This is a genomic window from Pseudomonas sp. MH9.3 (genome assembly GCF_034354675.1).
Lineage (GTDB): Bacteria > Pseudomonadota > Gammaproteobacteria > Pseudomonadales > Pseudomonadaceae > Aquipseudomonas.
In genome coordinates this window covers 4,744,708-4,766,491 of record NZ_CP133785.1, presented here as the reverse complement: position 1 = coordinate 4,766,491, position 21,784 = coordinate 4,744,708, and the positions used below count along the sequence as shown (strand labels likewise).

20 protein-coding genes and 1 other RNA gene are annotated in these 21,784 nt (G+C 62.4%); 4 read left to right on the top strand and 17 right to left on the bottom strand.

Features of this window, described 5'->3' with window-relative positions:
- Positions 1-81 precede the first annotated feature (81 nt).
- The 16 genes from ftsA to rsmI all read right to left on the bottom strand — a co-directional run bounded on the left by ftsA (position 82) and on the right by rsmI (position 17,306).
- Positions 82-1,344 (bottom strand): cell division protein FtsA, encoded by a 1,263-nt coding sequence (gene ftsA, locus RHM60_RS21175; RefSeq protein ID WP_057006830.1) that lies wholly within the window; start codon positions 1,342-1,344, stop codon positions 82-84.
- Positions 1,345-1,359: 15 nt separating this feature from the next.
- Positions 1,360-2,229 carry a cell division protein FtsQ/DivIB gene (locus tag RHM60_RS21170; RefSeq protein ID WP_231422546.1) on the bottom strand — a complete coding sequence of 290 codons (870 nt, stop codon included), beginning with the start codon at positions 2,227-2,229 and terminating at the stop codon, positions 1,360-1,362.
- A gap of 3 nt (positions 2,230-2,232) precedes the next feature.
- The gene (locus RHM60_RS21165) at positions 2,233-3,189 is read right to left on the bottom strand and encodes a D-alanine--D-alanine ligase (protein ID WP_231422545.1); all 957 of its coding nucleotides are present in this window, start codon (positions 3,187-3,189) and stop codon (positions 2,233-2,235) included.
- Complete coding sequence (murC, locus tag RHM60_RS21160) at positions 3,186-4,610, bottom strand: UDP-N-acetylmuramate--L-alanine ligase (protein WP_209990680.1); 1,425 nt, start codon at positions 4,608-4,610, stop codon at positions 3,186-3,188. The genes RHM60_RS21165 and murC overlap by 4 nt, the downstream gene beginning before the upstream one ends.
- A gap of 13 nt (positions 4,611-4,623) precedes the next feature.
- Positions 4,624-5,694 carry an undecaprenyldiphospho-muramoylpentapeptide beta-N-acetylglucosaminyltransferase gene (gene murG, locus RHM60_RS21155; protein ID WP_231422544.1) on the bottom strand — a complete coding sequence of 357 codons (1,071 nt, stop codon included), beginning with the start codon at positions 5,692-5,694 and terminating at the stop codon, positions 4,624-4,626.
- Positions 5,684-6,907 (bottom strand): putative lipid II flippase FtsW, encoded by a 1,224-nt coding sequence (gene ftsW, locus RHM60_RS21150; protein ID WP_004371985.1) that lies wholly within the window; start codon positions 6,905-6,907, stop codon positions 5,684-5,686. The genes murG and ftsW overlap by 11 nt, the downstream gene beginning before the upstream one ends.
- On the bottom strand, positions 6,904-8,250 hold the full coding sequence (gene murD / locus RHM60_RS21145) for a UDP-N-acetylmuramoyl-L-alanine--D-glutamate ligase (RefSeq protein WP_322212679.1): 1,347 nt from the start codon (positions 8,248-8,250) through the stop codon (positions 6,904-6,906). Before murD ends, ftsW begins: the two co-directional genes overlap by 4 nt.
- 6 nt (positions 8,251-8,256) lie before the next feature.
- Positions 8,257-9,339: a phospho-N-acetylmuramoyl-pentapeptide-transferase gene (mraY, locus tag RHM60_RS21140; RefSeq protein ID WP_004371987.1), complete on the bottom strand. Its 1,083-nt coding sequence runs from the start codon at positions 9,337-9,339 to the stop codon at positions 8,257-8,259.
- Positions 9,339-10,709 (bottom strand): UDP-N-acetylmuramoyl-tripeptide--D-alanyl-D-alanine ligase, encoded by a 1,371-nt coding sequence (locus RHM60_RS21135; protein WP_209988753.1) that lies wholly within the window; start codon positions 10,707-10,709, stop codon positions 9,339-9,341. Before RHM60_RS21135 ends, mraY begins: the two co-directional genes overlap by 1 nt.
- Complete coding sequence (locus RHM60_RS21130; RefSeq protein WP_322212678.1) at positions 10,702-12,165, bottom strand: UDP-N-acetylmuramoyl-L-alanyl-D-glutamate--2,6-diaminopimelate ligase; 1,464 nt, start codon at positions 12,163-12,165, stop codon at positions 10,702-10,704. Before RHM60_RS21130 ends, RHM60_RS21135 begins: the two co-directional genes overlap by 8 nt.
- Positions 12,165-13,907: a penicillin-binding protein 2 gene (locus tag RHM60_RS21125; RefSeq protein ID WP_322214647.1), complete on the bottom strand. Its 1,743-nt coding sequence runs from the start codon at positions 13,905-13,907 to the stop codon at positions 12,165-12,167. The genes RHM60_RS21130 and RHM60_RS21125 overlap by 1 nt, the downstream gene beginning before the upstream one ends.
- Positions 13,907-14,200, bottom strand: a complete 294-nt coding sequence (gene ftsL, locus RHM60_RS21120; protein WP_004371991.1) for a cell division protein FtsL — start codon at positions 14,198-14,200, stop codon at positions 13,907-13,909. The genes RHM60_RS21125 and ftsL overlap by 1 nt, the downstream gene beginning before the upstream one ends.
- Positions 14,197-15,144, bottom strand: coding sequence for a 16S rRNA (cytosine(1402)-N(4))-methyltransferase RsmH (gene rsmH / locus RHM60_RS21115; protein WP_373460486.1), 948 nt, complete (start codon positions 15,142-15,144; stop codon positions 14,197-14,199). The genes ftsL and rsmH overlap by 4 nt, the downstream gene beginning before the upstream one ends.
- Positions 15,141-15,596, bottom strand: coding sequence for a division/cell wall cluster transcriptional repressor MraZ (gene mraZ / locus RHM60_RS21110; RefSeq protein WP_004371993.1), 456 nt, complete (start codon positions 15,594-15,596; stop codon positions 15,141-15,143). The genes rsmH and mraZ overlap by 4 nt, the downstream gene beginning before the upstream one ends.
- Before the next feature lie 354 nt (positions 15,597-15,950).
- Positions 15,951-16,304: RNase P RNA component class A (rnpB, locus tag RHM60_RS21105), an RNA gene on the bottom strand.
- A gap of 96 nt (positions 16,305-16,400) precedes the next feature.
- Positions 16,401-17,306 (bottom strand): 16S rRNA (cytidine(1402)-2'-O)-methyltransferase, encoded by a 906-nt coding sequence (rsmI, locus tag RHM60_RS21100; RefSeq protein ID WP_209990670.1) that lies wholly within the window; start codon positions 17,304-17,306, stop codon positions 16,401-16,403.
- Positions 17,307-17,481: 175 nt separating this feature from the next.
- On the opposite strand from rsmI, the gene RHM60_RS21095 reads away from it, so the two are divergent.
- The 4 genes from RHM60_RS21095 (at position 17,482) to RHM60_RS21080 (ending at position 20,928) form a co-directional block, all read left to right on the top strand.
- On the top strand, positions 17,482-19,293 hold the full coding sequence (locus tag RHM60_RS21095; protein WP_322212677.1) for a penicillin-binding protein activator: 1,812 nt from the start codon (positions 17,482-17,484) through the stop codon (positions 19,291-19,293).
- Positions 19,293-19,664, top strand: coding sequence for a YraN family protein (locus RHM60_RS21090; RefSeq protein WP_209988748.1), 372 nt, complete (start codon positions 19,293-19,295; stop codon positions 19,662-19,664). The genes RHM60_RS21095 and RHM60_RS21090 overlap by 1 nt, the downstream gene beginning before the upstream one ends.
- A 92-nt stretch (positions 19,665-19,756) precedes the next feature.
- Positions 19,757-20,350, top strand: coding sequence for a phosphoheptose isomerase (locus RHM60_RS21085; protein ID WP_007904374.1), 594 nt, complete (start codon positions 19,757-19,759; stop codon positions 20,348-20,350).
- Positions 20,347-20,928, top strand: a complete 582-nt coding sequence (locus RHM60_RS21080) for a BON domain-containing protein (RefSeq protein WP_004371998.1) — start codon at positions 20,347-20,349, stop codon at positions 20,926-20,928. The genes RHM60_RS21085 and RHM60_RS21080 overlap by 4 nt, the downstream gene beginning before the upstream one ends.
- A gap of 69 nt (positions 20,929-20,997) precedes the next feature.
- Here RHM60_RS21080 and RHM60_RS21075 read toward each other — a convergent pair whose 3' ends face one another.
- Entirely contained in the window at positions 20,998-21,771 is a 774-nt protein-coding gene (locus tag RHM60_RS21075) for an OmpA family protein (RefSeq protein WP_209988747.1), read from the bottom strand.
- Positions 21,772-21,784 lie beyond the last annotated feature (13 nt).

Sequence of the window (21,784 nt, the reverse complement as noted above, 5' to 3'; positions counted from 1 at the left end):
GCTACAAGTTGCAAGCCATGAGCTTGCAAGCTTGAAGCGTGTTACTTGACGCTTAAAACTTGTCGCTTGAAGCTAACTTCGTCAGAAGTTTCCTTTGACCCAAGCCTGCAGCCGCTCGAACAACGGTGCTTTCGCTTCGTCGTCGCTGCGGTAGCTGTCGCGGATACTCGGGCCCGACATGGAGATGCCGTCGGTCTGCTTTTGCAGCCCGTACAACAGCAAGCCCACACCGGTGGAATAAATCGGGTTGCGCACGACATCGCCGAGGCCTTTGACGCCATGGGGCACGCCCAGGCGCACCGGCATGTGGAAGATTTCCTCGGCCAGTTCGACCGCGCCTTCCATCTTCGAGGTGCCACCGGTCAGCACGATGCCGGCCGGGATCAGATCTTCGTAGCCGCTGCGACGCAGTTCAGCCTGAATCAGGGTGAACAGCTCGTCGTAGCGCGGCTCGACCACTTCGGCCAGGGCCTGGCGCGACAGCTCACGCGGTGGCCGGTCGCCCACGCTCGGCACCTTGATGGTCTCGCCGGCGCCGGCCAGTTTGGCCAGAGCGCAGGCGTAGCGAATCTTGATTTCTTCGGCGTACTGGGTCGGTGTACGCAACGCCATCGCGATGTCGTTGGTGACCTGATCGCCCGCAATCGGGATCACGGCGGTGTGACGGATCGCACCCTCGGTGAAGATTGCAATGTCAGTGGTGCCGCCGCCGATATCGACCAGGCACACGCCCAGTTCTTTCTCGTCGTCGGTGAGTACCGAATACGCCGAAGCCAGTTGCTCCAGAATAATGTCGTCGATTTCCAGGCCGCAGCGACGCACACATTTTTCAATGTTCTGAGCGGCGTTGACGGCGCAGGTCACCACGTGGACCTTGGCTTCCAGACGCACGCCCGACATGCCCAGGGGCTCACGCACGCCTTCCTGGTTATCGATCACGTAGTCCTGCGGCAGGGTGTGCAGCACACGCTGGTCCGCCGGGATCGCCACGGCCTGGGCAGCGTCGAGTACGCGCTCAAGGTCGGCGGCGCTGACCTCACGGTCGCGGATCGCCACGATGCCGTGGGAGTTCAGGCTGCGGATATGGTTGCCGGCCACGCCGACGAACGCCGAGTGAATTCGGCAACCGGCCATCAGTTGCGCTTCTTCGATGGCGCGCTGGATCGACTGCACGGTGGACTCGATGTTCACCACCACGCCCTTCTTCAGGCCCCGGGACGGATGCGTGCCAATACCGACGATCTCGATCACGCCGTCTTCACCGACCTCACCGACCAGCGCCACCACCTTGGAGGTGCCGATATCGAGACCGACGATCATTTTGCCGCTTTGCACGTTTGCCATGGGTCCTGCCTCTTCTTAATTCTTCGCGACAGCGGGTTTGTCTGTCGTCGGCGCAGCCGGTTCACGCCAGCCGACGGCAAGGCCGTTGGCGTAACGCAGGTCGACGCTCGCAATGTTCGTAATCTGTTCTTTCAAGGTCTTGTCGTAGATGGCAATGAAACGGCGCATCTTCTCCACCAAGCGGTCGCGTCCCAGCAACAACTCGATACCCGGGCCGGAACTGCCTGCCCCGGTGGTCAAAAACCAGCTGCCCCGCTCACGCAGTTCCAGGCGTGCAATGGAGAAGCCCAGCGGCCGCAGCATCTGGCTCAAGGCCTGGTACTGCTGCATCACTTGCTGTTGCGCCCGCTGCGGCCCGAACAGCTGCGGCAGGTGCTCATAGTTGGCCAGCTCACGCGGGGTAAACGCCTGGCCCTGGTTGTTCAGCAGCGCCTCGTTGCCCCAACGCGCCACCGGCAATTGTTCTTCCAGGCGAATCGTCACCTGGTCCGGCCAGACACGGCGCACCTCGGCGTGGGCGATCCACGGCATCTGCTCCAGCTCCGAGCGCATCCCGGCCAGGTCGATGGTAAAGAAGCTCGCCGCCAGGTACGGGCCGATGCGCTGCTGTACCGCCTGCTGGCTGATGTAGCTCAAGTCACCCTGCACGCTGATTTTGGTGATCGGCCGGTCGGCATACGGCAGCAGCCGCTGTGCACCTTCATAAGTGCCAAAGCCCAGCACCACCAGCAGCACCGGCCAGAACAGCGCCTTGAGGAAAGCAAAATTGGCTTTCGGCAGGCGCGCCGACATCGGCTCTTTAGCCACCATGCGGCTGGCACCCCGTGGCACCGGCTTGCGGCTCGGTGCTTGGGAGGGCTGATGACGAAGCGATGCGCCTTTCATGTCTTAGCCTCTTGGCTCAATACTTTCGGCAAGGATCGCCAGCACCAACTGCTGGAAATCCAGACCGGCGGCACGGGCTGCCATGGGGACCAGGCTGTGGTCGGTCATGCCCGGCGCCGTGTTGACTTCCAGGAACCAGAAGTTGCCCTGGTCATCCTGCATCACGTCTGCCCGCGCCCAACCGGCGATACCCAGCGCCTCACAGGCTTTGGCCGTGAGGTCCATCAATTGCTGTTCTTTGTCTGCGTCAAGGCCGCACGGGATCCGGTACTGGGTATCGGAAGCCACGTACTTGGCGTCGTAGTCGTAAAAGGTGTGGGGCGTGCCCAATGCGATGGGCGGCAATACCTGGCCACGCAGGGTGGCGATGGTGTACTCGGGACCCTGGATCCACTGTTCAACCATCACTTGCGAATCGTAGGTACTGGCCGCTTTCCATGCGTCGATCAATTCGGCGGCCGAGTTCACTTTGGCCATGCCGATACTGGAGCCTTCATGGGCTGGTTTGACGATCAAAGGCAGGCCCAGTTCCTTGGCTGCAGAAATACAATCGTCTTCGCTGCACAGCACTCGGTGACGCGGCGTCGGAATGCCCAGGCTGTGCCACACCTGCTTGGTACGCAGCTTGTCCATCGCCAGTGCCGACGCGAGGATCCCGCTGCCGGTGTAAGGGATGCCGGCGCATTCCAGCAGGCCCTGCATGCTGCCGTCTTCACCGCCACGGCCGTGCAGGATGATGAAGGCACGGTCGATCTTTTCGGCCTGCAGACGCGCGAGAAAATCATCGCCGACGTCGATACCGAACGCATTCACACCGGCGCTCTGCAGCGCCTGGAGCACCGCGTTGCCGGACTTGAGCGACACTTCACGCTCGGCGCTCGTGCCGCCGAACAACACGGCCACGCGGCCGAAGTCGGCAGGCGTGATGGTGGAGAACAGGGAGGCGTAGTCGGTGATCATTTCGACGCCCCCTTGGCGGACGCAAACAGCGGGCTCGCGAGCAATTTCGGGGCAAGGCCACCGATGTCACCGGCACCCTGGCACAGCAGAATGTCGCCGGCACGCAGCAGCGGCTTGACGATCGGCGCCAGGTCCACGCCACGCTCGATGTAGATCGGGTCCAACTGCCCACGCTGGCGGATGCTGTTGCACAGTTTGCGGCTGTCGGCACCCGGGATCGGCTCTTCACCGGCCGGGTAGACTTCCATCAACAGCAGCACGTTGGCGTCGGCCAATACATTGACGAAATCGTCATACAGGTCGCGGGTGCGGCTGTAGCGATGCGGCTGGTAGACCATCACCAGGCGGCGCTCCGGCCAGCCACCGCGCACGGCCTTGATCACGGCTGCCACTTCGGTGGGGTGGTGACCGTAGTCATCCACCAGCATCACGTCGCCGCCTTCCACCGGCAGTTGGCCGTAGACCTGGAAGCGGCGGCCCACGCCGGCAAAGCGCGACAGGCCCTCGACGATGGCTTCATCGCTGACGCCCTCATCGGAGGCGATGCAGATGGTTGCCAGGGAGTTGAGCACGTTGTGGTTGCCCGGCATGTTGACCGATACATCCAACGGCTCGCGGTCGGGACGCAGCACGGTGAAGTAGGTCTGCATGCCTTCCTGGCGCACGTTGATCGCACGCACGTCGGCATCTTCGCTGAAGCCATAGGTCACGGTCGGACGTTTCACCTGCGGCAGGATTTCACGCACCACCGGATCATCCAGGCACAGCACCGCCAGCCCGTAGAACGGCAGGTTGTGCAGGAACTCGACGAAGGTTTTCTTCAACTTGTTGAAGTCACCGTCGTAGGTGGCCATGTGGTCTTCGTCGATATTGGTGACCACGGCGACCATCGGTTGCAAGTGCAGGAAGCTCGCATCGCTTTCATCGGCTTCGGCGATCAGGTAGCGGCTGGTGCCGAGCTGGGCATTGGTGCCGGCTGCATTCAGGCGGCCACCGATAACGAAGGTCGGGTCCAGGCCACCGGCAGCGAACACCGAGGCGATCAGGCTGGTGGTGGTGGTCTTGCCATGGGTGCCGGCCACGGCGATGCCGTGACGGTAGCGCATCAACTCGGCAAGCATCTCGGCACGCGGCACCACCGGGATGCGGCGCTCAAGGGCAGTGGCCACTTCCGGGTTGGACGTGTTCACGGCGCTGGACACCACCAGTACGTCAGCCTCGGCAGCGTTCTCGGCACGGTGGCCGATGAAGATCTGCGCGCCGAAGGTTTTCAGGCGATCAGTCACCGGCGACTCTTTCAAGTCCGAGCCGGACACCTGGTAGCCCAGGTTCAGCAACACTTCGGCAATACCACACATGCCCACACCGCCGATGCCGACGAAGTGGATACGACGGATGCGGCGCATTTCGGGTTGCGGCATGGCTTTCTGATTCTCAACCACGGGCCACCTCCAGGCAGATATCGACCACGGTGCGGGTTGCGTCAGGTTTGGCCAGGCGGCTTGCGGTGCTCGCCATGCTGTTGAGTCGTTCCGGTTGCATCAAAACCTCGGTCAGGCGTGCGGCCAAATCGGCGGCGCCAGTCGTTCTTTGCGGCAGCAGGAAGGCAGCGCCCTCCCCGGCCAAATATTCGGCGTTGCGGGTCTGGTGATCGTCGATGGCATGGGGCAAAGGCACCAGCAACGACGGCAGACCGGCGGCGGCCAGTTCACTGACGGTCAGCGCACCAGCGCGGCAGACCACCAGGTCGGCCCAGCCATAGGCATGGGCCATGTCTTTGATGAAGGGCTGCACATCAGCCTCCACACCCGCTTCGCGATAACGCTGGGCGGTGACTTCATCGTGATGTTTGCCGGCCTGATGAAACACTTCGGGACGCAGGTCCACGGGCAGTTGCGCCAGCGCTTCAGGCAGCAATTTGTTCAGCGGTTCAGCGCCCAGGCTGCCGCCAAGAATCAACAGGTGCGGCTTGCGCCCTGCGAGTGCCTGACGGGCAATGCCCATGAACAGTTCGGTGCGCACCGGGTTGCCGGTGGTGCGTAACTTGTCCGAGGCACCAAAGGTCTTCGGGAAGGCCTCGCACACACGCGCCGCCAGCGGCACCAGCAGGCGATTGGCGGTGCCGGCGACGGCATTCTGCTCGTGCACGATCACCGGCACGCCGGCGAGTTTTGCCGCCACGCCGCCGGGGCCAGTCACATAACCGCCAAAGCCGAGCACGCACACCGGCTGCAATTGACGGATGACCTTGCGTGCCTGCCACACCGCCTTGAGCAAGACGAACGGCGCTTTGAGCAGGGACAATTTGCCCTTGCCGCGCAGGCCGGTGACATTGATCAGGTGCAACGGCAAGCCGGCATTGGGCACCAGTTCGTTTTCGATGCCACGCGGTGTGCCGAGCCAGTGCACGCTGTAGCCACGGTTCTGGAACTCACGCGCACACGCCAGGGCCGGGAACACGTGGCCCCCGGTGCCGCCCGCCATGATCAGCACATTAGCGCCCATGGGTCGGCTCCTCGGCGAAGTCGCTTTCGCTGAACTCCATCTCTTCGCTGCCCAGGTGGGTTCGACTCTCCCACTCGATGCGCAGCAACAGGCCCAGGCACGCGCAGCAAATCACCAACGAACTGCCGCCGTAACTGAGGAACGGCAAGGTCAGGCCCTTGGTCGGCAGCAGGCCGACGTTCACGCCGATGTTGATCAGGAACTGGCCGATCCACAGGAACGACAGGCCGTACGCCACATAAGCGGCGAAATACTGTTTGGCCTTCTCGGCCCACAAGCCGATGTACATGCCGCGAACGCAGACGAACACGAACAGCGCGACGGTGCACAGCGAACCGACCACGCCGAGCTCTTCGGCGAGTACCGAGAACACGAAGTCGGTGTGGGCTTCCGGCAGGTAGAACTGTTTCTGCACACTGTTGCCCAGGCCCACGCCCAGCCACTCGCCGCGACCGAAGGCAATCAGCGCCTGGGTCAACTGGTAGCCGGAACCGAACTGATCGGACCAGGGATCGGTAAAGGTAATCAGACGGGCCATCCGGTAGGGTTGCGCCTGCACCAGCACGGTAACCGCAGCCACCGCCAGCACCACCATCAAGGTGAAGCGGAACAGACCGACGCCGCCAAGGAACAGCATCGCCGCCGCCGCGCCCATCATCACCACGGTGGCGCCGAAGTCGGGTTCCATCAGCAACAGGCCGGCCATCGGCAGCAGCACGATGAACGGCTTGAAGAAGCCCATCCAGCTTTCGCGCACTTCTTTCTGGCGACGCACCAGGTAGCCGGCGAGGTAGATCACCACGAACACCTTGGCGATTTCCGACGGTTGCACGTTGAACGCGCCGAAGCCGATCCAGCGCATCGAACCGTTCACCTCGCGCCCGATGCCGGGCAGGATCACCATGATCAGCAGGCCAAACGCGCCGATCAGCATCAGCCAGCCCAGGCGTTGCCAGGTGGCGATGGGGATCATCATGGTGACGATGCACGCGCCGAGGCCGATCACCAGGTACACCAGGTGACGGATCATCATGTACAGGGTGTTGCCCGACTGCACGGCGGCCACTTCGGACGACGCCGAGGTGATCATCACCAGGCCCAGGCCCAGCAGCGCGAGGCAGCCGGCGAGCATCGGAAAATCGAGGTCGATGCCGCGCCCGGTGATGATCGGCGACGGGTACGGCTTGATGATGTTTCTCAGGTTGAGGCTCATGCCAAAGCCTCCACGGCGCGGGCGAACAACTGGCCGCGCTCTTCATAGTTCTTGAACATGTCGAAACTGGCGCACGCCGGCGACAGCAGCACCGCATCGCCCGGTTGGGCCAGCGCCTTGCACCGGGCAATCGCGTCGTCCAGGGAGGCGGCACGTACGTGCGGTACATCGTTGCCGAGGGCGGCGGCGATCAGGTCCGAATCCCGGCCCATCAACACCACGGCGCGGCAATGGGCGGCGACCGGCGCCTTGAGGTCCTTGAAGTCGGCGCCCTTGCCGTCGCCACCGGCGATCAGCACCAGCTTGCCATCGATGTCGGCGCCCAGGCCTTCGATGGCCGCCAGTGCCGCACCGACGTTAGTGGCCTTGGAATCGTTGTAATAGCCGACGCCGTCGAGGTCGCGCACCCATTGGCAGCGATGCTCGAGACCGCCGAAGGTGCGCAGGCTCGACAGCATGGCGTCGAACGGCAGGCCCACGGCATGCCCCAGCGCCAGGGCCGCGAGGGCGTTGGACTGGTTATGGGCGCCACGGATTTTCAGCTCGCGCACCGGCATCAGGTTCTGGAATTCGAAGGCCAGGTATTTCTCGCCGTTCTCTTCACGAATGCCGAAGCCCTTGAAGTCGGGTTTGCCCAGGCCGAAGGTCCAGCACGGCAGGCCTTCGCCCATCAGTGGACGGCTCAGGGCATCCTGGCGGTTGACCACCACTTGCCGTGCACCGCGGAAGATCCGGTGCTTGGCCAGGTGATAGGCCGGCAGGCCGCTGTAGCGGTCCATGTGGTCTTCACTCACGTTCAACACAGTGGCGACTTCGGCGCCCAGGTCGTGGGTGGTTTCCAGCTGGAAGCTCGACAGTTCCATTACGTACAGCTCGACGTCGTCGCTGAGCAAATCCAGCGCCGGCACGCCAAGGTTGCCGCCTACCGCCACGCGCTTGCCGGCCGCAGCGGCCATTTCGCCCACCAGGGTGGTCACGGTGCTTTTTGCGTTGGAACCGCTGATGGCCACGATCGGCGCTTTGGCGTTACGCGCAAACAGGTCGATATCGCCGGACAGCTTCACACCACGTGCCGCCGCCGCTTGCAGGGCGGGGGTCGCCAGGGCCAGGCCGGGGCTCACGTAGAGCTCATCGGCGCGGCACAGGAACTCGACGTCCAGTTCGCCACAACGCACTTCCACATGCGGGTAGTCACGGCGCAGCGTGACCAGCTCCGGTGGATTTTCCCGCGTGTCGGCCACGGCAAACGACGTGCCCCGGTTCGCCAGGAAGCGAACCAGGGACATGCCGCTCTTGCCGAGGCCGACAATGATGCGGAAGTGGTCTGAAGCGATCAGGGACACTCGTTTCTACCTCAGTTTCAGGGTGGCAAGGCCGACCAGGACCAGAATCACGGTGATGATCCAGAAACGGACGATCACGCGTGGCTCGGGCCAGCCCTTGAGTTCAAAGTGGTGGTGAATCGGCGCCATGCGAAACACGCGGCGCCCGGTCAACTTGAAGGACGCCACCTGGATGACCACCGACAGGGTTTCCATCACGAACACACCGCCCATGATGAACAGCACGATTTCCTGGCGCACGATCACGGCGATGGTGCCCAGGGCGGCGCCCAGCGCCAGTGCGCCGACATCGCCCATGAAGACCTGCGCCGGGTAGGTGTTGAACCAGAGGAACCCCAGGCCCGCGCCGATCAGCGCGCCACAGAATACGATCAGCTCACCCGCGCCCGGTACGTAGGGAATCAGCAGGTACTCAGCGAATTTCACGTTGCCCGACAGGTAGCAGAAGATGCCGAGCGCGCCGCCCACCATCACCGTCGGCATGATCGCCAAACCGTCGAGGCCGTCGGTCAGGTTGACCGCGTTGCTGGAGCCGACGATCACGAAGTAGGTCAGCACCACGAAGCCAATGCCCAACGGGATGCTGGCGTCCTTGAGCATCGGGATGATCAGGGTGGTTTCCACGGCGCTTGGCGCAGTGGTGTACAGGAAGATCGCCGCGGCCAGGCCGAACACCGACTGCCAGAAGTACTTCCAGCGGCTCGGCAGGCCCTTGGAGTTTTTCTCGATCACCTTGCGGTAGTCATCGACCCAGCCGATGGCACCGAACAACAGGGTCACCAGCAGCACCACCCACACGTAGCGGTTGTGCAGGTCGGCCCAGAGCAAGGTGCTGATGCCGATGGACGACAGAATCAACGCGCCGCCCATGGTGGGCGTGCCTGATTTGGACAGGTGCGACTGCGGGCCGTCATTGCGCACCGATTGACCAATTTGCAGGTTCTGCAGGGTGCGGATCATCCACGGCCCCAGGAACAGCGACAAGCACAACGCGGTCAGCACACCGAGAATCCCGCGCAGGGTCAGGTACTGAAAGACCGCGAAGCCTTTGTGAAACTGTTGCAGATACTCAGCCAGCAGCAGCAGCATTAATGTTTCTCCGTACTGGAACCGCACAAGGCTGCGACGACGTTTTCCATCACCGCGCTGCGCGATCCCTTGATCAAAAGGGTTGTCTGTGGGTCTTGTTCAGCCGCCGTCAGCGCCTGGATCAACTCGCCCTGAGTCGTGAAATGCTGCGCGCCGGCACCAAAGGCCGCGACGGCGTGGGCCATATTCGGGCCCACGGCGTAGAGCGCGTCGACCTTGCCGGCGGCATACGCGCCGACTTCGCGATGGCCTTGCTCGGCCCAGTCGCCCAGCTCGCCGATATCCCCCAGCACCAGCACCTTGCGCCCGGCAAAGCCGTTGAGCAGGTCGACCGCCGCATTGATGGAAGACGGGTTGGCGTTGTAGGTGTCATCGATCACGCGCATGCCGTTGCCGGCCAATTGCGCGACCGTGCGGCCCTTGACCGGCTGCACCGCGCCCAGGCCGCTGGCAATACCGGCCAGCGAGACGCCCAGGGCATGGGCGGCGGCGGCGGCAGCCAGGGCGTTGGCGACGTTATGGTTGCCCAGCAGATTCAGTTGCACCTGCGCGCTGCCTTGTGGCGTGTGCAAGGTGAAGGACGGGCAGCCACGCGCATCGGCGGCGATGCTGGAGGCGTGAAAATCCGCTGCGGCGTTGAGCACCGCAAACGTCAGTACCTTGCGACCGTCGGCGCGGATGCGCCAGGTCTCGAAGGCCTTGTCGTCGAGGTTCAACACGGCCGTACCCGACGCGTCCAGGCCTTCAAGGATTTCACCCTTGGCCTCGACGATTTTTTCCGGGCCGCCGAACTCACCGACGTGGGCGGTGCCGGCGTTGTTGATCACGGCAACGTGGGGCTTGGTCAGCGCCACGGTGTAGGCGATTTCGCCGACGCGCGAGGCGCCCAGCTCGATCACGGCGGCGGTATGTTCCGGGGCCAGTTCGAGCAGGGTCAGGGGTGCGCCGAAATCATTGTTCAGGTTGCCACGGGTGGCGAGCACCGGGCCGCGCGTACGCAGCACGCCGGCGAGCAATTCCTTGACCGTGGTCTTGCCGCTGGAGCCGGTGATGGCCGCCACGGGTTTATCGAATGCGGCACGGTTCAGCGCACCCAACTGGCCCAGGGCCAGACGGGTGTCGGCGACCAGCAGTTGCGGCAAGGCAGCGTCAGTCACTTCGTGCTCGACCAGAGCGCCAACGGCACCTTTGGCGGCCACGTCGTTCAGGTAGTCGTGGCCGTCGAAACGCGGGCCGGTCAGGGCCACGAACAGTTGCCCGGGGGTGATGTTACGGCTGTCGATACTGACGCCGTCGAAACGGCAGTCGCCGGACAGTACACGGGCCGACAGGGCCTGGGCCAGTTCGCGGAACGTCATGGCTTTAAGCATGGGCGGCCTCCCAGGCAGTCAGCGCGCGATCAGCCTCGACCAGATCGGAGAAGGCATGGCGCTCGCCGTTGATTTCCTGATAGTCCTCATGACCTTTGCCGGCCAGTACCACCACGTCGTCCGCGCTGGCGCTGGCGATCAGTTGGGCAATGGCGGCGCCACGACCGGCGACGAACGTCACGTTCGCGGGGTCTTTGAAGCCTTGGCGAATGTCATCGAAAATCCGCGCGGGGTCTTCGCTGCGCGGGTTGTCATCGGTCACCAGCACGCCGTCCGCCAGGCGCTCGACAATGCCGGCCATCAGCGGGCGCTTGCCGCGATCACGGTCACCGCCACAGCCGAACAGGCACAGCAGCTTGCCTTTGGCATGCGGGCGCAGGGCCAACAGGACTTTTTCCAGCGCATCGGGAGTGTGCGCGTAATCGACCACCACCAGCGGCTGCGTGCCGCCGCCCAGGCGCTGCATGCGTCCGGCCGGGCCTTCAAGCATTGGCAGCACGTTGAGAATTTCGTCGAGGGCGTAATCCAGTCCGAGCAAGGCGCCGACAGCGGCGAGCACGTTGCTCAGATTGAAACGGCCGAGCAAGGTGCTGCGCAGGTGGTGCTCGCCTTGCGGCGTCACCAGGGTGGCGCGCACACCTTCGTCGTTGAATTGGGCCTGACGGCAATACAGGTACGCGCTGGAATCTTCCAGGCTGTAGGTGATCAGGCGCGCTTCGCTGTGCTGCGCAGCCAGTTGCCGGCCGAAGTCATCGTCCAGGTTGATCACCCGGCACTTGAGGTCGTTCCAGGCAAACAGCCTGGCCTTGGCGGCACCGTACGCTTGCATGGTGCCGTGGTAGTCAAGATGGTCGCGGGACAGGTTGGTCATCACGGCCACATCAAAGGCCAGCGCGGTAACGCGACCCTGGTCGAGGCCGTGGGACGACACTTCCATGGCGACGGCCCTGGCCCCGGCCTTTTTCAGGTCGGCCAGGGTTGCCTGCACGGCAATCGGGTTCGGCGTGGTGTGCAGACCGCTTTGCAGCGCGCCATAAAAGCCGGTGCCCAGGGTGCCGACGATGCCGCAATGCTGACCCAGCAGGTCAAGGGCCTGGGCGACCAGTTGGGTCACGCTGGTCTTGCCGTTGGTGCCGGTGACGCCCACCAGATTGAGGTGACGACTTGGCTCACCGTAAAACCGCCCGGCGATATCCGACAGTTGTCGGGCCAGGCCCTTGACCGGAATCAGCGGCACGTCGGTGATCGGCAGCACGGTGGCGCCTTCCACTTCATAGGCAACAGCTGCGGCGCCACGCTGCAAGGCATCGGCAATATGTTCACGACCATCGAACTTGCCACCCGGCACGGCCAGGAACAGGTCACCGGCACGGACATTACGGCTGTCCAGGGTCAGCTCGCGAATCAGCAGATCGCGGCCGGCGTGGGCAAAAATCTTGTTCAGACTAAGAGACATCAGCCGCGCCCTCCATTGGCTTTGACAGCGGCGGCCGGAGGTGCGGCGTTGGCTTGCTGGGTCGGCGGCAGGTTGTCCGGGGTGATGTTCATCAGGCGCAGGGTGCCGGACATCACTTTGCTGAACACCGGCGCCGAGACCAGACCACCGAAGTAGCCAGCCTTGCTCGGCTCATCGATCACTACGACGATGGCGTAGCGAGGGTCACTCATCGGACCGAAGCCGGCGAACAGCGAGCGGTAGGAGTTCTCGGCGTAACCCTTGGTGCCCACCGACGTTTTACGCGCGGTACCGGACTTGCCGGCCACGTGATACGCCGGCACCTGGGCGCGGAATACACCGCGCGGCGCTTCGATCACCTGTTGCAGCATGCCCTGCATGGTCTTGGCAACTTTCTCCGGAATCACCTGGGTGGCTTTCGGTGCCTCATCGACGTGGATCAGGCTCAACGGAACCATGCGGCCGTTATTGGCCAATACAGAGAAAGCGTGAGCCAATTGGATCGCGGTCACCGACAGGCCGTAGCCGTAGGACAGCGTGGCGGTCTCGGCTTTTTTCCAGTCACGGTAGTTCGGCAGGTTGCCGACGCGCTCACCGGGGAAGTCGAGGCCGGTGGGTTGGCCCAGGCCGATCTTCTGTGCCAGGTGATAGATGGTTTCGCCGCCGATATCGAAGGCGACCTTGCTCATGCCGACGTTACTGGAGTTGATCAGGATACCGGTCAGGTCCAGCACCGGGCCTTCGGTGCGAGATACGTCGCGAATGGTGTATTTGCCCAACTGCAATGTGCCCGGGTACACCTCGACCTTGTCGCTGGGTTTCCAGCGTCCGGTTTCCAGGGCGGCACTCATGGAGATGGCTTTCATGGTCGAACCCGGCTCGAACACGTCGATCATCGCGCGGTTGCGCATCATCGCCGGTTGCAGGTTGCGACGGTTGTTGGGGTTGTAGGTGGGCTGGTTGACCATGGCAAGGATCTCGCCGGTCTTCACGTCCATGATCACCAGGCTGCCGGCCTTGGCGCCATTCTCGATGATCGCGTTGCGCAGCTCGCGGTTGGCCAGGTATTGCAGGCGCAGGTCAATCGACAACGCCAGCGGCTTGCCGGCCTTGGCGTTCTTGGTGACCTGGACGTCCTTGATCAGCCGACCGCGACGGTCCTTGATGACCTGGCGCTTGCCGGGCACGCCCGCCAGCCACTCATCGTAGGCCAGCTCGACGCCTTCGCGGCCGTGGTCGTCGATGTCGGTAAAGCCGACCATGTGCGCGGTGGTTTCACCGGCCGGGTAGAAACGACGAAATTCCTCGATGCCGTAGACACCGGGGACTTTAAGATCGAGCACCTGCTGGCCCTGCTCGGGCGTGAGGCCGCGCACCAGATAGATGAATTCCTTATTGGCCTGGGCTTCAAGCCGTTCGGCCAGGGCTTTTGGGTCCTGCCCCAGGGCGGCGGCCAGTTGCGGCCATCGGTCCCTGGCTACCTGCAATTCCTTGGCGTTGGCCCACAGGGTGGTCACCGGCGTACTCACGGCCAGCGGCTCGCCGTTACGGTCGGTGATCAGCCCACGGTGCGCTGGAATCGGGATATGCCGCAGGCTGCGAGCGTCGCCCTGGCCGATCAGGAAGTCACGGTCGACCACCTGCAGGTCGATGATTCGCCAGGCGATGGCGCCCACCATCAAGGCCAGCAGGCCGAGCATCAGGCGAAAGCGCCATGGGTAGAGTGCACCCTCGAGCTTCATCATGGCGCCACCATGCGCACGTCAGCCGCGCCGGGGATGTGCATTTTCAATTGTTCGGTGGCCAGCACTTCGATACGGCTGTGGGCCGTCCAGGTGCTTTGTTCCAGGATCAAGCGACCCCATTCGGCCTGCGCCTTGTCACGCACGCTCAGCTCCCCGTAGAGCGTATTGAGCAATTGACGGTTGTAGTGCGCGCTGTAGGACACCGCAATGGCGGACACCAGCACGCCGACAAACAGCAGCAACATAAAGAAGCTGCCGCCCGGCAGGGGTTTGGCGAAAAGCTTGCTCACCGCAACTTCTCCGCGACGCGCATAACGGCGCTACGGGAACGTGGGTTGGCCTTGAGTTCGGCTTCGGAGGCGAACTGCGCTTTGCCATGGACTTTGATTTTCGGCACAAAGGCTTCGAACCGCACCGGCAGGTTGCGCGGCAGGTTGTCGGACTCGCCCTTGACCAGGCGGCGCATGAACAGTTTGACGATGCGGTCTTCCAGGGAGTGGAAGCTGATCACCACCAGGCGACCGCCCACTTCCAGCGCTTCCAGAGCGGCTTCGAGGCCGGCTTCCAGATCGCCCAATTCGTTGTTGACGTGAATACGCAAGCCCTGGAACGCACGGGTCGCCGGGTTCTTGCCCTTTTCCCACGCGGGGTTGGCGACTTTCAGCACTTCGGCGAGGTCTGCGGTGCGCTCGAACGGCTGGATCTCCCGACGCTCGACCACGGCACGCGCCATGCGGCCGGCGAAGCGTTCTTCACCGTATTCCTTGAATACGCGGGCGATTTCTTCCACCGGGGCAGTGGCGATGAACTGCGCAGCGCTGACGCCACGGGTAGGGTCCATGCGCATGTCGAGCGGGCCGTCATTCATGAAGCTGAAGCCGCGCTCCGGATCGTCGAGCTGCGGCGAAGACACGCCCAGGTCGAGCAAAACCCCGGCCACCTTGCCCGCCATGCCGCGCTCGGCCACTTCGGCACCCAGCTCGGCAAAGCTGCGCTGCACAACGACAAAGCGGCCGTCTTCGGCCGCTAGCGCTTGCCCGGTGGCAATCGCTTGAGGGTCTTTGTCGAACCCGAGGAGTTTGCCATCGGGCCCGAGCTGGCTGAGTATCAGGCGGCTATGCCCGCCCCTGCCGAACGTGCCGTCCAGATAGCAGCCATCCGCGCGTACGGCGAGAGCCTCAACGGCTTCGTCAAGCAGTACGGTGATGTGGTTAAAGCCGCTATCAATAGTCACAGGATCAGATCACGCAGTTCGTCGGGCATGGCACCCGGTTGTTGAATAGCCGCCAGGTCAGCTGCGGAAACAGCATCCCAGGCATCTTCGTCCCACAATTGGAACTTGTTCAGTTGGCCGACCAGCATTGCGCGCTTGTCGAGCCTGGCGTATTCGCGCAAACGCGGAGGCACCAGGAAACGACCACTGCCATCGAGCTCGAGGTCGACGGCATTACCAATCAGCAAACGCTGCAGACGGCGGTTTTCTTCACGCAATGAAGGCAGGGCACGCAGCTTGGTTTCGATCAGCTCCCACTCATCGAGCGGGTAAACACACAAACAAGGGTCAACAGCGTCAATCGTGATGATTAACTGCCCTGAACTTCGCGAAATCAGCTCGTCACGATACCGGCTCGGCATAGCGAGACGGCCTTTTGCATCGAGACTGATTGCATTAGCTCCGCGAAACACAGGTGCGTTTCTCCAAATTTTAGCGTTTTACGTTCAAAAAACCCACTTTGTGCCACTTTCCGCCACTTGCGCACACTATAGGAATGCGCCCACCACACCGTCAAGGCGCGAATACGCGGAAAAGCCTTACAGAACGGAGATTTAGGAGCGTTAAAGGAGGAGAAATCAGAGTTCGACGGTGTTTTTGGCTAATCAAGCGTAAGTAGCTCAAAGAACTAGAGCCAAAAGTTAAAGTGATTTATTAAGAGTAAGATTTTTTTGGTATTACGAAGACGCATCTGCCAATGATTTGGCAGGGAGGGATTCTTGCGTTACTACCGGTTTTCTGCCCTGGAGTCGGACAGAAGGAAAAAGGTGGAGAGTCGATCTGTAAGCCGGGTTCTGTCTTGAACAGTCATTCGTCTACGATGGCCATCACTGGACATCTTTAGCAACCTACCCGGTCCCAGCGCGGGCCACGCCTTGGGACCCTATTTGGTCTTGCTCCAAGTGGGGTTTACCTAGCCACGAACTGTTGCCAGTCGTGCGGTGCGCTCTTACCGCACCTTTTCACCCTTACCGGCACCGAAGTGCTTAGGCGGTTATTTTCTGTGGCACTTTCCGTAGGCTCACGCCTCCCAGGCATTACCTGGCACTTCGCCCTATGGAGCCCGGACTTTCCTCCCCCCCCTAATTTTCATAGAGGGCAGCGACTGTCCAATCGACTCTCCGCCGAGAAGGTTAACGGCCCGGCGGCCTCAGGACAAGTATTAAAAGTGCAGCAATGCCATCACGTTCTGACGAAATGCCGGCTACCCCCCGGAACTATTCGGCTTTCTGTTTATCCAGCGCCACCTGATACAGAACATTCTTGCGCAGCCCGGTAATATCGGCTGCCAAAGCTGCCGCCCGCTTGAGCGGCATCTCCTTGAGCAGGAGGTCGAGGATGCGCATGGCTTCACTGCCGACAGCATCCTCGCTCTCCGGTGCGGTCCACCCCGCGACCAGAACCACGCACTCGCCGCGCTGCTGGTTGCTGTCGCCCTCAACGAAGGCGCGCAGCTCTTCGAGCGGCAAGCCCTTGAGGGTTTCGAACGTCTTGGTCAGTTCCCGCGCCAGCAGCGCCAGGCGATCACCGCCGAATACCAGCTCCATATCCTGCAGGCATTCAAGGATGCGGTGCGGCGCCTCATAGAAAATCAACGTGCGCGGCTCTTCCCTTACCGCCTGAAGACGCGCCCGACGCCCTACCGTCTTGGCCGGCAGGAAACCCTCGAAGATGAAGCGGTCCGATGGCAGGCCTGCGGCAGATAATGCAGCAATCAGCGCGCACGCTCCGGGAACAGGCACTACAGTAATACCAGCGGCACGCGCCTGACGAACCAGGTGGTAACCCGGATCGGAAATCAGAGGCGTGCCCGCGTCGGAGATCAGTGCAACATCATCCCCAGCCAGCAGTCGGGTGATAAAACGGCTGCCCTCTTCCCGTTCGTTGTGTTCGTGGCACGCCGCCAAAGGCGTGCTGATACCAAAGTGCTGCATCAACCGCTGGGAGTGCCGCGTGTCTTCTGCCGCGATCAATTTAACCTCGCGCAGGATTTTCAGCGCCCGGGAACTGATGTCGTCCAGGTTGCCAATAGGCGTCGCCACCACAAAAAGCGAGCCGGCAGTGGAATTCAAAGGACCTGGAGCAGTCAAAACGCACACCTCGATGTTTGGCAAAAGCCGCATTGTAGCGCGTAGATGCCTTGAGAATGTGCCATCACGGCCTGCCCGTACTCGACAGCGGGTGGTCATGAACACCTTTTGCACGACCTTATTCAACGCTTTAACGCCACTAACATCGCGCCTGGGCCAGTGCTTGGGTACACTTCCACGCTAATTTGATCGGTATCAGGACACTTACATGATCGCTTGCCTGCGGCTGCTCTCCGCCCTCTGCCTCGCCGCCTTATTGGCCGCGTGTGCCAGCTCGCCCTCGTCCAGCCTTGGCGACCTTCCACGGACCCCGGACGCCAGTATCGAGCAACTGCTCGAACAGGCGACTACCGCCAAAACGCCCGAACAGGCTGCGCTGCTGCGCCTGAGCGCGGCCGACCTGGCCTACAGGCAGAACAACCCCGGCCGCTCGGCGCAGATTCTTGCGCAGGTGCCCCTGAATGCCCTCAAACCGGCCCCGCAAGTCTTTGCCAGCACCCTGGCGGCCGAACTGGCGATGGCGCGCAACCAGCCAAAGGCTGCGTTAGCCGCGCTGAACCATCCAAGCCTGCAAAACCTGAATCAACTGCCCGCAGAGCAACAGGTGCGTACCGGCACCGTGCATGCACGTGCCTATGAAGCCGATGGCCAGACCCTGGCTGCTGCGCGCGAGCGCGTGGCAATGGCGCCATGGCTCAAAGGCGATGCCGCCAGCAGCAACCACGACGCGATCTGGGCCCTGATTGCCGCACTGCCGGCAGAGCAACTGCAAGCCAGTGGCAATCCGACGCTGGACGGCTGGATCAGCCTGGCCAAGGCGGTCAAGGGTGCTGGCACCCTGGAGCAACAACAGGCGGCAATCGACACCTGGCGCGCACAGAACCCTGGCCACCCAGCCGCCGTGCAGTTGCCGACGCCACTGACCAAGCTCAAGGAACTGGCCAGCCAGCCCCTGAACAAGATCGCCGTGCTGCTGCCCCAGGATGGCCCGCTGGCCGCCGTCGGCAAGGCGCTGCGTGAAGGCTTCATGGCTGCGCACTACCAGGCTGAACAGGCCGGGCAAAAAGCGCCGGTGATCGAGTTCTACGACAGTTCGCGCTTGACCTCTCTTGATGATTTCTATGCCAAGGCTCAGGCCGCCGGCGTGCAATTGGTGGTCGGTCCGCTGGAGAAGCCGCTGGTCAAGCAGCTCAGCGCGCGCCCTCAATTGCCAATCACCACCCTGGCGCTGAACTACAGCGAAGCCGATCAAAGCCCGGCGCAGTTGTTCCAGTTTGGTCTGGCGGCTGAGGACGAAGCCCGCGAAGTGTCGCGCCGCGCCCGCGCCGACGGCCTGCACCGCGCCGCTGCGATGGTGCCTCGCGGCGAATGGGGCGAGCGTGTCTACAAGGCCTTCCGTCAGGATTGGGAAGCCAATGGCGGCACCGTGCTGGGCGTCGAGTACGTCGATCAACCGGTCGCGCTCGCCCAGCAGATCGCCGAACTGTTCCAGTTGCGCAAAAGCGAAGGCCGCGCCAAGAGCCTGCAGAACACTGTAGGCACTGACGTCGCAGCCCAGCCTTCGCGTCGTCAGGACATCGAGTTCATTTTCCTGGCTGTGCCGCCGCAACTGGCCCAGCAGATCAAGCCGACCCTGAACTTCCAGTACGCCGGCGATGTGCCGGTGTATGCCACGTCCCACGTGTTCAGCGCCAGCGGTGACAAAAACCAGTACCTGGACATGACCAACGTGATGTTCTGCGAAACACCATGGCTGCTCAACACCACTGACCCGCTGCGCAACCAGGTGGCGGCACAATGGCCGCAAGCCAATGGCAGCCTTGGCCGTCTGTACGCGATGGGCGTCGATGCCTACCGCCTGGCGCCGCGCCTGGGCCAGCTCAAGGCACTGCCGGACAGCCGCATTGACGGCCTGTCGGGCAGCCTGGGCATCAGCACCAACCAACGCGTCGACCGTCAACTGCCATGGGCGAAGTTCGTCGGTGGCGAGGTCCAGCGCCTTCCCGATACCCCACGCTGATGCCCGAGCGGTCCAGCGCACAAAGCGGCAAGGATGCCGAACTGCAAGCTCTGAATTACCTGCAGCAACAGGGTCTGCGCCTGCTGGCGCAGAACTGGTTGTGTAAACGCGGAGAGCTTGATCTGGTCATGCTTGACGGCGATACAGTAGTATTCGTCGAAGTCCGCTACAGAAAACACGCACAATGGGGTGGCGCGCTCGCCAGTATCGACGGGCGCAAACGTCAGAAGCTGATACTCGCCGCGCAGTTTTTCCTGCTCAAGGAGCATCGCTGGTCAGACGCCCCCTGCCGTTTCGACGTGGTTGCCATAGAAAGCACACGGTCTGGCAAGGCTGATCTGAACTGGATCAAAAGTGCCTTCGACAGCTGATTCGCCCGGCATCTTCACCCCACATTTTTGCTCTTTGCTTTGCGGGCTGCACATTTCTGTGCCAAACAGCCGCGCTACTTAAGGTCACACAGATGGACATGCAATCCCGAATTCGCCAGCTTTTCCAGGCCAGCATCGACACCAAGCAACAGGCGATGGACGTACTTGCACCGCACATCGAGCAAGCCAGTCAGGTCATGGTCAACGCCTTGCTCAACGAGGGCAAAATGCTTTCGTGCGGCAACGGCGGTTCGGCCGGCGATGCCCAGCATTTCTCTTCCGAGCTGCTCAACCGCTTCGAGCGCGAGCGCCCGAGCCTGCCGGCCATTGCCTTGACCACCGATTCGTCGACGATCACCTCGATCGCCAACGATTACAGCTACAACGAAATCTTCTCCAAGCAGATCCGTGCTCTGGGCCAACCGGGTGATGTGCTGCTGGCGATTTCCACCAGCGGCAACTCGGCGAACATTATTCAGGCGATCCAGGCCGCACATGATCGCGAAATGATTGTCGTAGCATTGACCGGACGCGACGGCGGCGGCATGGCCTCGCTACTGCTGCCCGAAGACGTGGAGATTCGCGTCCCGGCCAATGTCACCGCACGTATTCAAGAAGTCCACCTGTTGGCGATCCACTGCCTGTGCGATCTGATCGACAGTCAACTGTTCGGGAGTGAAGAATGACCGTTAAACGACTCAGCCTGGTGACTATTGCGCTGTGCCTCGGCATCAGCGGTTGCAGCACGGCCATCACCGCGACAAGGGATACCCCCATCCAGGACGACAGGGGCACGCGTACCTTCGGCAGCACCATTGATGACTCGCTGATCGAAACCAAGGTCAAGGTCAATGTGGCCAAAGCCGCGACAGACCTGGGCAATGGCGCCTCGCGCATTGTGGTGACCAGCTTCAACGGCGTTGTACTGCTGGCAGGACAAACGCCGCGCGCCGACCTCAAGGCCCAGGCCGAACAGGCCGCCTCGGCGGTGCAGCGGGTCAAGAAAGTGCACAATGAACTGCAGGTCATGGACCCGATCACGCTGCTGGCCATCAGCAACGACGCCCTGCTGACCACCAAGATCAAGGCGCAGATGCTCACCGACAATGCGGTGCCAGGCTCGCGGATCAAAGTGGTCACCGACAACGGCATCGTTTACCTGATGGGTCTGTTGACCCAGGCGGAAGCGACCCGCGCGTCCAACCTGGTACAGGGCGTGTCCGGCGTACAGAAGATCGTGAAGGTGTTCGAATACATCGACTGATATGAACCCGCCGCCATAAAAAAGGGCGCCGTGCATTGACTGCACGGCGCCCTTTTTAGTGGCCAGCGTTTATTGGTACTGCTGGTACGGATTGCCCTGGAACTGGTTGTTTTGTTGTGGCGCCTGCTGCTGACCGGCAGGTTGGCCGTATTGCTGACCTGGGATCGGGCCGAGATTGACCTCGACGCGACGGTTTTGCGCACGGCCATTCACGTCGGCGTTGCTGGCAATCGGGTTATCCGGGCCGGCACCGCGTGCGCTCAGGTTGGTCGGGCTGACGCCCTGGGAGGTCAGGTAGTTGGCCACGCTCTGGGCGCGACGCTGGGACAGGTCCATGTTCAACTGGCGACTGCCGGTACTGTCGGTGTAGCCGACGATCTGGATCGTGTTCTGGCTGAACTGCTTGAGCGAGTTGGCCAGGTTGTTCAGCGGCTGATAGAAGCTGCTGGCGATCGCGTCCGAGTTGGTGGCGAAGGTGATATTGCCCGGCATGATCAGCTTGATCTGGTCACCCTGGCGCTGCACTTCAACCCCGGTGTTGGCCATGCTTTCACGCAGTTTCTTTTCCTGCTGGTCGGCGTAGTAGCCGTAACCGGCAGCGCCGGCACCGGCAACCGCCGCACCGATCAGCGCGCCCTTGCCACGATGGTTGTGGTCAATGGCGGCACCGGCCAGGGCACCGGCCAAGGCACCAAGGCCGCCGTATTTGGCGGTCTTGCTCATACCGCCCTCGGAACCACTGCTGGCCTGCCCCTGATTGCCGCTGTAGGGATTGGGAGAAGCGCAGCCGGACAAAAGGGCTACGGCGGTGGCGACAACAAGCAGACGACGCGGAGTGAACATGAAGAGAGCTCCT

Excerpts from the sequence above, each read along its gene's own strand:
- ftsA (WP_057006830.1), bottom strand. The coding sequence starts at position 1,344 with ATGGCAAACGTGCAAAGCGGCAAAATGATCGTCGGTCTCGATATCGGC.
- RHM60_RS21170 (WP_231422546.1), bottom strand. The coding sequence starts at position 2,229 with ATGAAAGGCGCATCGCTTCGTCATCAGCCCTCCCAAGCACCGAGCCGC.
- RHM60_RS21165 (WP_231422545.1), bottom strand. The coding sequence starts at position 3,189 with ATGATCACCGACTACGCCTCCCTGTTCTCCACCATCACGCCTGCCGAC.
- murC (WP_209990680.1), bottom strand. The coding sequence starts at position 4,610 with ATGCCGCAACCCGAAATGCGCCGCATCCGTCGTATCCACTTCGTCGGC.
- murG (WP_231422544.1), bottom strand. The coding sequence starts at position 5,694 with ATGGGCGCTAATGTGCTGATCATGGCGGGCGGCACCGGGGGCCACGTG.
- ftsW (WP_004371985.1), bottom strand. The coding sequence starts at position 6,907 with ATGAGCCTCAACCTGAGAAACATCATCAAGCCGTACCCGTCGCCGATC.
- mraY (WP_004371987.1), bottom strand. The coding sequence starts at position 9,339 with ATGCTGCTGCTGCTGGCTGAGTATCTGCAACAGTTTCACAAAGGCTTC.
- RHM60_RS21135 (WP_209988753.1), bottom strand. The coding sequence starts at position 10,709 with ATGCTTAAAGCCATGACGTTCCGCGAACTGGCCCAGGCCCTGTCGGCC.
- RHM60_RS21130 (WP_322212678.1), bottom strand. The coding sequence starts at position 12,165 with ATGTCTCTTAGTCTGAACAAGATTTTTGCCCACGCCGGCCGCGATCTG.
- RHM60_RS21125 (WP_322214647.1), bottom strand. The coding sequence starts at position 13,907 with ATGAAGCTCGAGGGTGCACTCTACCCATGGCGCTTTCGCCTGATGCTC.
- rsmI (WP_209990670.1), bottom strand. The coding sequence starts at position 17,306 with ATGCGGCTTTTGCCAAACATCGAGGTGTGCGTTTTGACTGCTCCAGGT.
- RHM60_RS21095 (WP_322212677.1), top strand. The coding sequence starts at position 17,482 with ATGATCGCTTGCCTGCGGCTGCTCTCCGCCCTCTGCCTCGCCGCCTTA.
- RHM60_RS21090 (WP_209988748.1), top strand. The coding sequence starts at position 19,293 with ATGCCCGAGCGGTCCAGCGCACAAAGCGGCAAGGATGCCGAACTGCAA.
- RHM60_RS21085 (WP_007904374.1), top strand. The coding sequence starts at position 19,757 with ATGGACATGCAATCCCGAATTCGCCAGCTTTTCCAGGCCAGCATCGAC.
- RHM60_RS21080 (WP_004371998.1), top strand. The coding sequence starts at position 20,347 with ATGACCGTTAAACGACTCAGCCTGGTGACTATTGCGCTGTGCCTCGGC.
- RHM60_RS21075 (WP_209988747.1), bottom strand. The coding sequence starts at position 21,771 with ATGTTCACTCCGCGTCGTCTGCTTGTTGTCGCCACCGCCGTAGCCCTT.